The organism is Jhaorihella thermophila, assembly GCF_900108275.1.
GTDB lineage: Bacteria > Pseudomonadota > Alphaproteobacteria > Rhodobacterales > Rhodobacteraceae > Jhaorihella > Jhaorihella thermophila.
This window is the reverse complement of record NZ_FNVD01000020.1, coordinates 35,323-42,708: the sequence shown is the minus strand read 5'-3', so window position 1 is coordinate 42,708 and position 7,386 is coordinate 35,323. Positions and strand designations below refer to the sequence as shown.

Annotated in this window: 11 protein-coding genes; 5 read left to right on the top strand and 6 right to left on the bottom strand. The window is 62.0% G+C overall.

The window, feature by feature from the left end; all coding sequences use genetic code 11:
• Positions 1-91: 91 nt before the first annotated feature.
• From C4S70_RS15980 to C4S70_RS15965, 4 genes are all read right to left on the bottom strand, one after another.
• Complete coding sequence (locus C4S70_RS15980; protein ID WP_104009107.1) at positions 92-580, bottom strand: hypothetical protein; 489 nt, start codon at positions 578-580, stop codon at positions 92-94.
• Between the two features lie 26 nt (positions 581-606).
• Entirely contained in the window at positions 607-969 is a 363-nt protein-coding gene (locus C4S70_RS15975; protein ID WP_235003859.1) for a hypothetical protein, read from the bottom strand.
• Positions 969-1,175, bottom strand: a complete 207-nt coding sequence (locus C4S70_RS15970) for a helix-turn-helix transcriptional regulator (protein ID WP_104009106.1) — start codon at positions 1,173-1,175, stop codon at positions 969-971. Before C4S70_RS15970 ends, C4S70_RS15975 begins: the two co-directional genes overlap by 1 nt.
• Before the next feature lie 211 nt (positions 1,176-1,386).
• Positions 1,387-2,070: a hypothetical protein gene (locus C4S70_RS15965; RefSeq protein ID WP_104009105.1), complete on the bottom strand. Its 684-nt coding sequence runs from the start codon at positions 2,068-2,070 to the stop codon at positions 1,387-1,389.
• Between the two features lie 110 nt (positions 2,071-2,180).
• Here C4S70_RS15965 and C4S70_RS15960 point away from each other — a divergent pair, with 110 nt between their 5' ends.
• Positions 2,181-2,858 carry an XRE family transcriptional regulator gene (locus tag C4S70_RS15960; RefSeq protein ID WP_104009104.1) on the top strand — a complete coding sequence of 226 codons (678 nt, stop codon included), beginning with the start codon at positions 2,181-2,183 and terminating at the stop codon, positions 2,856-2,858.
• Positions 2,859-2,887: 29 nt separating this feature from the next.
• Here the strand turns inward: C4S70_RS15960 and C4S70_RS15955 are convergent, their stop codons facing one another.
• Together C4S70_RS15955 and C4S70_RS15950 are read right to left on the bottom strand one after the other, a co-directional pair.
• On the bottom strand, positions 2,888-3,535 hold the full coding sequence (locus C4S70_RS15955; protein ID WP_146064242.1) for an MAE_28990/MAE_18760 family HEPN-like nuclease: 648 nt from the start codon (positions 3,533-3,535) through the stop codon (positions 2,888-2,890).
• On the bottom strand, positions 3,532-4,632 hold the full coding sequence (locus tag C4S70_RS15950) for a DUF262 domain-containing protein (RefSeq protein WP_104009102.1): 1,101 nt from the start codon (positions 4,630-4,632) through the stop codon (positions 3,532-3,534). Before C4S70_RS15950 ends, C4S70_RS15955 begins: the two co-directional genes overlap by 4 nt.
• Before the next feature lie 272 nt (positions 4,633-4,904).
• Between C4S70_RS15950 and C4S70_RS15945 the strand changes: the two genes are divergently transcribed.
• Genes C4S70_RS15945 through C4S70_RS15930 form a run of 4 tightly spaced genes read left to right on the top strand, consistent with a single transcriptional unit; the run spans position 4,905 to position 7,337 of the window.
• Positions 4,905-5,123: a hypothetical protein gene (locus C4S70_RS15945; RefSeq protein WP_104009101.1), complete on the top strand. Its 219-nt coding sequence runs from the start codon at positions 4,905-4,907 to the stop codon at positions 5,121-5,123.
• Positions 5,120-5,596 carry a DUF2924 domain-containing protein gene (locus C4S70_RS15940; RefSeq protein WP_104009100.1) on the top strand — a complete coding sequence of 159 codons (477 nt, stop codon included), beginning with the start codon at positions 5,120-5,122 and terminating at the stop codon, positions 5,594-5,596. Before C4S70_RS15945 ends, C4S70_RS15940 begins: the two co-directional genes overlap by 4 nt.
• A 2-nt stretch (positions 5,597-5,598) precedes the next feature.
• Positions 5,599-6,957: a recombinase family protein gene (locus C4S70_RS15935; RefSeq protein WP_104009099.1), complete on the top strand. Its 1,359-nt coding sequence runs from the start codon at positions 5,599-5,601 to the stop codon at positions 6,955-6,957.
• Complete coding sequence (locus tag C4S70_RS15930; RefSeq protein ID WP_104009098.1) at positions 6,957-7,337, top strand: hypothetical protein; 381 nt, start codon at positions 6,957-6,959, stop codon at positions 7,335-7,337. The genes C4S70_RS15935 and C4S70_RS15930 overlap by 1 nt, the downstream gene beginning before the upstream one ends.
• Positions 7,338-7,386 lie beyond the last annotated feature (49 nt).

The following is a 7,386-nucleotide window of genomic DNA, read 5'->3' as shown; positions in this document are numbered from 1 at the left end:
GTGGTCTTGCCCGCGCCGCTCGCCCCGAAGATCGCGGCCTTGACGCCGCGCGTCTCGGCCAGCCGCTGATCGGCGGTGATGATGGGGAGGGTCATCGATCCGCCCCTTCCGGCTTGATCTCGACCTTCAGCGCTCCCGGCCGCACGGTGCGGGCGGGCTCGAATCCGGCGCGGATCGCTTCGGGCCAGGCGGCGTATTTGCGCTCGGGCACCTTGTAGGTGACATCGACATATTCGGCGGGATCGTCGCCAGCGGCGCGGATGCGCTCGACCATCGCAGCGAGCTGCTCCTGGTCCCAATCCACCCGCTTGGGCAGGTCGGCGACCACGGTGAAGGCGCCATCGGCAATGCGGACGGTGCCGGTGTCCTTGCCGCAGGCGCGGCGGGCCTCGGCGGCGCGGGAGCCGTAGCGGACATCCAGTGCGGCGTTGAACCGGGCGGAGACGGCGCGCATCTGGCGGGCGGCCTCGGCGATCTCGCGCTGCAGGACGGCGAGCAACTCGACCGGCAGCTGGGCGATCTCACCGGTGGAAAGGTTGAGCAACTCGTCGATGCTCGGGGTGTTTTCGGGGTATGGCATGTTGATCTCCTGTTGGGGGATGGGTGTCAGGCGGCTTCGAGCAGCCGCATGGACGGGGACGCGCCGGGCGGGCCGGGTTTCGGACGAGCGATGGCGATGTAGGCGAATGCGTCGGGGCCGAGCCGGGTCTGCACGAGATGCACCAGCCCCTGGTCCGCGGCGCGCATGGCCGCAGCGGCCACCTGTTGCAGGCTGCGCTGTTGCTCGGTTGAGAGCCGCGAGACGACCGAGGTCGCATCCACCGCGAGGAAGCCCCGGTGATAGACCAGCGTCTCGCCAGGCTCGGCCTGCGCGATCCAGGCGCAGAGCCCGACCTCGTCGAGACCGGGGCCGTTCAGCCCGTGGATCGGCACCACTTCGGCCTCGGTGATGGGCGACAGGCGTCCCATCACGCCGCTCCCGGTGCGGTGTCGGCGGTCTGTTGCAACTTGCTGCGCTCGAAGGCGATGATGTCCTCGAGCCGGTAGACCACCCGGCCGCCGATCTTCATGTAGGCGGGACCTTCACCGGCCCACCGCCAGCGTTCCAGGGTGCGGTGGGAAATGGTCCAGCGCCGGGCGAGTTCCTTCTGGTTGAGACAATGTGGTTTCCGCATCGTGCTTCCCCTCGTTGTTGGCTTCGGGGACGTGATGCCAAATCCTGCAAGGGGATGTCGTCAGGATCAGCGGGGGATTCGGAGGGGGATCAGTTGCGCCATGCGGCAGTGGGGTTTCCGGCCAGGTGGGGGATGGGTGATCCCCCACCATCCCCCAGCCGATCCCCCTCTAGCGCGATCCGCGAGTCGGATCGTGAGGGAAAGAGGCGACTCAGTCGACGTTCAGGCGATAGCCGCCCTTGCGGTCCGAGCGGATCAGCTGTCGCCAGTTCTTCTTCGACTTGAACACGTCGGCCATGCGCAGGCTCTTCGAGCCGGCCGTGCTGAGGATCGCCTTGCCGTTCTGCCAGGGCTCGCCCACCTGTGCGGCCGCGTGCAGCGCGCGCACCACCTCGGCCTGGATCGGGCCCAGCTTGAAGCGGTAGCCGTTGCAGCGCACGTCCTGGTAGTCGGCGGAGACGATGAGGGTGTTCTCTTCGCCTGCTCCCGAACGACCGGAGAATCCGGATTGGATTTCAAAGCGATCTCGCTCATCTCGCCGCAGAAGGAGATCCCCGATCATCACGAGGACCGGCTCCGCGCCGTCCTGCACCACTGCGTAGCCGGCCCGGTCGGTTCGGAATGCGCTCACATGGATTTGGCCACTACGAAACATTTGAAAGACGTCCTGCGCGTGCAGATCCAGAAGGCCGTTGAAGCGGGTCTGCTCCCACGGCACCGGGAAATGCTCTCCTTCCGGCGTCTCCTCGAAATCACCGAACTCGATCGGTACGCCGAAGACCCGTACCGACAGCCGCAGCCTGTCGTTCTCGGCGAGATAGACAAGGTCATCCTCGCTGATCGACCAGCGCTCCAGGATCTCGGGCAGCGTGAAATACAGCTTCTCGATAAGCACGCGCGCCCTCCGAATCCCGTCCCAATTGTTTACCCTTTGTTCCTATTCGCTTGACGGCGCGCAATCAATCCTGTTTTATCCTATTTCATCCACACCTCGCTGGGGACAACATGACCTTGCATCACACACTGGCCGACCGTCTCAGGGCCCGCGCGCACCAGCTTGGGCTCAGCCCCGCGCATGTGGCGGAGATGGCCGGGGTCAACCGCTCCTTCATCTACGACATCCTGCGGGGCCGTTCGACCCGTCCGAACGTCGAACGCCTCGGCGCCGTGGCGCGGGTGCTGAAGGTGGAGCGCGACTGGCTGATCCACGGCATCGGCGATGTCGAGGGCACGCCCCCCTTTATCGAGAACCCGGACGAAGCCTTCGTCTCCATCGCCCACGCAAGCCCGCGCCCGTCCATGGGCGGCGGCGCGGTGGTGCAGGATCACGACGACAGCGCCGGACGCGCCTATCACTTCCGCCGCTCCTGGATAAAGGGCAGCCTCGGCGCCAGCCCCTCGCAGCTGCGGATCATGCATGTGGAGGGCGACAGCATGGCGCCGACGCTTCTCAGCGGCGACACGGTGCTGGTCGACATGACGCGCCGCACGCCCAACCCGCCCGGCATCTTCGTGCTGGACGACGGCATGGGGCTGGTCGCCAAGCGGCTCGAGCATATCCCCAACAGCGACCCGCCCGCGGTGCGCGTCATCTCGGACAATCCCGTCTACAGCCCCTATGAAAGAACGGCCGACGAAATCCACATCGTCGGCCGCATTCGTTGGTTCGCGCGGGAGATATAGAACAGGCAACACGCATCTATCTCAAGAATTCACGCCAACTTGTATTCCGCGTTGATCGCTGCGTTTTCTAGTTTGTTTCGAAAGCAATCGATTAACCAGATTACTTCATCCTTGACAGAATCAATTTCCTCACCGTCGATATCTTGAGCTTCTCCGTGCGCAATATGATTTCTTTTTGCTACAAGGCCGGCGTCAATAAATAATTCCTTTGGCTGAAAATCAGAGTAATTGAGCCCGAGCGACCGACAAATATCCCTGAGCACATCCGAGTTCAGGTTTGACTTCGTTGAAATAACATCCTTGTAGCGCAATCTAACCCTGTCCTCCGAGCGGCTAGAAATCGCTTGGCAGACCCCCTCAAGGGCAAAGCTACCGCTTCCAAGTAGATCAGCTTGAAACTCTTTGATCAAAAAAAGCGACACAAAAGGCCAGTTCAATTCGCAAAGTTTCAGCCCCTGCATCGAAACAAATTCCAGATAATAATGAGATGATTTCTTGACGAAACCTTCCCAATGCGCGTACGCGATGGGCAGAAATGACCTGCGAACAGCACGTTGAGCATCAACCGAAACACTCGTCGAGAAGCACTGGCTACGAAGAGCGGCAATCTCTCGAATTCGCCACACCCTCTCGCTGCTGATACGGTCAAGAAGTTGATCGACTGTGCGGACTTTCATTGATTAGAAAAATGCTCTCGCGCGAAAGGAACTATACGGCGCAACCTCCTAGCAGCCGTGATCCCAGACGCCGCCCAATCTGTGAACTGCGGTTCGGACCAAATCTCTTGTATCGCGGCAGATAGATCTTCACGGAGCGTTCCTCTCTCAAGGTTCCAGGCCACACCGCATGCGACCGCCTCGTACTGCGACACAAGAAAACCGCCCTCATGGCGTTGTTTCGCGACGCTGTAGCGCTTGAATGCTTTGTCACCAACCGCCGCCCGCAGTGCCTCGAAGGTTCCCACAAATCTTCCCTGCCAGTGAGCCCTATCGAACTGCGCATCCCTTGCGATCGAGATCATGCGCTCGTTAAGGTAAGCCCCTACATCGCCAATGCTGCTGAGTTCATCGTCTGGCGCCTCCGCCAAAATCAAGAAACGCAACACCTGCTCCATATCATACGCTTCAAGCAACGGCTTATCACTGAGCGCAATTGTTTCCTGAAACGCATCAACTCTCTTGAGTGCATCAAGCCAACTGTAGAAATCACGATTCACCATTACGAGAATGCAGTTCCGAACCTCTTGAGCGCTTAGCTGAGTTCCGCCAGTGTTTAGTCTTTGAAAAAGCTCAAATTTTGTATTCTCGTCGCTCTCCTTCAGCACAATGCTCACATGGATTTTTGCCCTCTTGATGATCCGCCGAAGCGAATCGGGTAGAGCATTGCCTTCTTCTTCCGATTCCCAAAGAATATTTCTTAGCGACGGCAAATAACTTGTACTGTTCAGTTGGAGCGGTGGTACTGGGTTTCCATCTTCATCCCGCAGAATGCCAACAAATTGAAAGATTGTTGATAGCCTCTGAAGACCATCAATAACATCCCATACTCCATCTTTCCTCTGACTGACGAAGATTGGAGGCAGGGGGATTCCGAGCAATATCGATTCAATAAGGTTACTTTTCTGCTGGTCGGTCCAGCGGTAGAATCTTTGGAACTCTGGATGTATATCTAGATCGCCATCCTGATAAAGGTTGATCCACTCCCCAATCGACATTGGATAGTCATCGGTTCGAATATCTTTCCGCGCCTCATCAACTTCTTCCATGATCGACATTACTATAGAGGACTCCATTTTTTTACTTCGTGGAAAACCATGTTGCCAAAGCCCCCACGCCCATGCAGCGATACTATGCGGGTTCCTTTTGGCTAGCAATGTTCGATTTGATGCAGACCACCATAGACCGGCCGTCTACAAAGCCATCTCTATTGCGGACCCGAACAGCTACGCTGCTCTACTCACTGCCACCGTACCATATTGATTTCCCTTGAAATCCTCCCCCGCGCGCGGCGAACACGAAGCAAACTGCCTCAGGAGGTTCGCTCCCCATGCCCGACGATCTGTCCTTCGCGCCGCCCGCCGACACGCTCACGACCAACCAGCGGCTCTCTGAACTGGCCGATATTATCGCCAGCGCCATTTCGCGCGCCAACCCGCTGACCACGCACGAGAATTCCCCCACCGACCCAGACAGTTCGCTGGACATTCTCGCCCTCAGACGCCGTCGTCGGAGGCAGTTGCGAAACCGAGTTGGAGGCGAGGAATGAGACACACTCGAACGAAGGAAAACGCGGCGGGACGGTCCGACGTCCTGGCGGAACTAATGGCCCTGAGGGCGATGAGCGTGGCGCAGTTGCGCGAGAAATGGGAGGCGCTGTTCGACGCGCCTGCGCCGAATGGCAGCCGCGGCAATCTCGAGCTTCGGATGGGCTACCGCATCCAGGAACTGGCCCTTGGCGGGCTGGGGCGCGAGACCCGGCGCACGCTCGACGCACTCGCCGAGGAGTTCGCCGCCGGCAAGCTGGGCGGCATGGTCTCCGACCCGCGCAAGCCCGCCCCCGGCACCAAGCTGGTGCGCGAATGGGAGGGTGAGGAGCATGTCGTCACCGTGCTGGCGGACGGGTTCGAATGGCAGGGGCGGCGCTTCAAGTCGCTCTCGGCCGCCGTGCGCGCCATCACCGGCGTGAACTGGAACGGCTGGCGCTTCTTCGGCCTCGACCGGACGGGAGGGGTGAAATGACCATGACACAAACGCCCGCCCGCCGCCTGCGCTGCGCCATCTACACCCGCAAGTCCACCGAGGAAGGGCTCGACATGGAGTTCAACAGCCTCGATGCCCAACGCGAGGCCTGCGAGGCCTATATCGCCAGCCAGCGCGCCGAGGGTTGGGCCTGCCTGCGGGAACGCTACGACGACGGCGGCTTTTCCGGCGGCACGCTGGACCGCCCGGCGCTGAAGCAGCTGATCGCCGATATCGAGGACGGGCTGGTGGACGTGGTGGTGGTCTACAAGATCGACCGGATCAGCCGCGCGCTGATGGATTTTTCCAAGCTCGTGGAGACCTTCGATCGCCACGGCGTAACTTTCGTCTCGGTCACGCAGTCCTTCAACACCACCACGTCCATGGGCCGGCTGACGCTCAACATCCTGCTTAGCTTCGCCCAGTTCGAGCGCGATGTGATCGGCGAACGCATCCGCGACAAGGTGGCGGCCTCGAAGAAGAAGGGCATGTGGATGGGCGGCTTCGTCCCGCTCGGCTATGACGCCGTAGACCGCAAGCTGGTGATCAACCCGGCCGAGGCCGAGAACGTGCGCACCATCTTCGAGCTTTTCGCGCGGTCAGAGACCACGGCCTCCGTCGTGCGGGAACTGGACGCGCGCGGTATCCGCTCCAAGCGGGGGCGGCCCATCGACCGGGGTGCGCTCTACAAGCTGCTGCACAACCGCATCTATCGCGGCGAGATCACCCACAAGGGCGCGGTCTATCCCGGCGCGCATGAGGCGATCATCAGCTCCGAGCTGTGGGATGCCGCCCATGCCGTTCTCAAGGGCCACACGCACGCTCGCGCCGGCCGCACCCGGGCGGCCGCGCCAGCCCTGCTGCGCGGGCTGATCTTCACCCAGACCGGCGCGGCGATGACGCCGCACCACACCAAGCGCAAGGGCAAGCGATACTGCTACTACACCTCGATGGACGTGATCCGGGACCGCCCAAGGGCCGAGTTGCGCGGGCCGCAGCGGCTGCCGGCGGCGATGGTCGAGGAGGCGGTCATCGCGGAAGTGCGCCGGATGCTGCGCACGCCAGAGGTGGTGGCGCGCACGGCACGGACGTTGACGAAAGAGCGCCCGGATCTCGACGAGAACACCGTCGTCGCCGCGCTTGGCCAGTTCGATGACATGTGGGCCGCGTTCGCCCCTCGTGACCGTCCCCCGGACGGTCACGCGAGACGGGGCTCACTCCCGGCCGAACAGGCGCGCGTGGTGCAGCTCTTGGTGGCCCAGGTCACGGTGGGTGAGAACGGCATGGACATCGACCTGCGCCATGACGGGCTCGGCGCCTTGGCGAGCCTGCTGACGCCCAAGACCGAGGACGCCGCCTGATGCCCACGCAAGACACGATCCGCGTCCACGTTCCGCTCACCTTGCGCAAACGCGGCGGCCGCCCGCGCATCCTGCCCCCCAAGGACGTGGAGGCCGCAACGCCCACCGGTCAGGATCCCCGCCTCCTGCGCGCCATCGGCCGGGCATGGCGCTGGCGCCAGATGCTGGAGGCCGGCGAGGTCGCCACGCTCACCGATCTCGCCGCCGACGAGGGCCTCTCCGACCGCTACCTCAGCCGCCTCACACGCCTAGCCTGGCTCGCTCCCGAGGTGCTGGAACGCCTCGTCATCCGCCGCGAACCATGCGCGATCACCATTTACGAGCTGTGCCTGATCGCCTCGCTGCCGTGGGAGGAACAGGTGGAGAGGGTGTTTGCGTAATCGTCAATGAAAGCCCGCCTGAAACGTCGTCAGCGTCAGCGAGACATGC

Bases quoted from the DNA above. Each gene is read 5' to 3' on its own strand.
- C4S70_RS15980 (WP_104009107.1), bottom strand. From the start codon at position 580: ATGCCATACCCCGAAAACACCCCGAGCATCGACGAGTTGCTCAACCTT.
- C4S70_RS15940 (WP_104009100.1), top strand. From the start codon at position 5,120: ATGAGACACACTCGAACGAAGGAAAACGCGGCGGGACGGTCCGACGTC.
- C4S70_RS15945 (WP_104009101.1), top strand. From the start codon at position 4,905: ATGCCCGACGATCTGTCCTTCGCGCCGCCCGCCGACACGCTCACGACC.
- C4S70_RS15975 (WP_235003859.1), bottom strand. From the start codon at position 969: ATGGGACGCCTGTCGCCCATCACCGAGGCCGAAGTGGTGCCGATCCAC.
- C4S70_RS15970 (WP_104009106.1), bottom strand. From the start codon at position 1,175: ATGCGGAAACCACATTGTCTCAACCAGAAGGAACTCGCCCGGCGCTGG.
- C4S70_RS15930 (WP_104009098.1), top strand. From the start codon at position 6,957: ATGCCCACGCAAGACACGATCCGCGTCCACGTTCCGCTCACCTTGCGC.
- C4S70_RS15960 (WP_104009104.1), top strand. From the start codon at position 2,181: ATGACCTTGCATCACACACTGGCCGACCGTCTCAGGGCCCGCGCGCAC.
- C4S70_RS15955 (WP_146064242.1), bottom strand. From the start codon at position 3,535: ATGAAAGTCCGCACAGTCGATCAACTTCTTGACCGTATCAGCAGCGAG.
- C4S70_RS15950 (WP_104009102.1), bottom strand. From the start codon at position 4,632: ATGTCGATCATGGAAGAAGTTGATGAGGCGCGGAAAGATATTCGAACC.
- C4S70_RS15935 (WP_104009099.1), top strand. From the start codon at position 5,599: ATGACACAAACGCCCGCCCGCCGCCTGCGCTGCGCCATCTACACCCGC.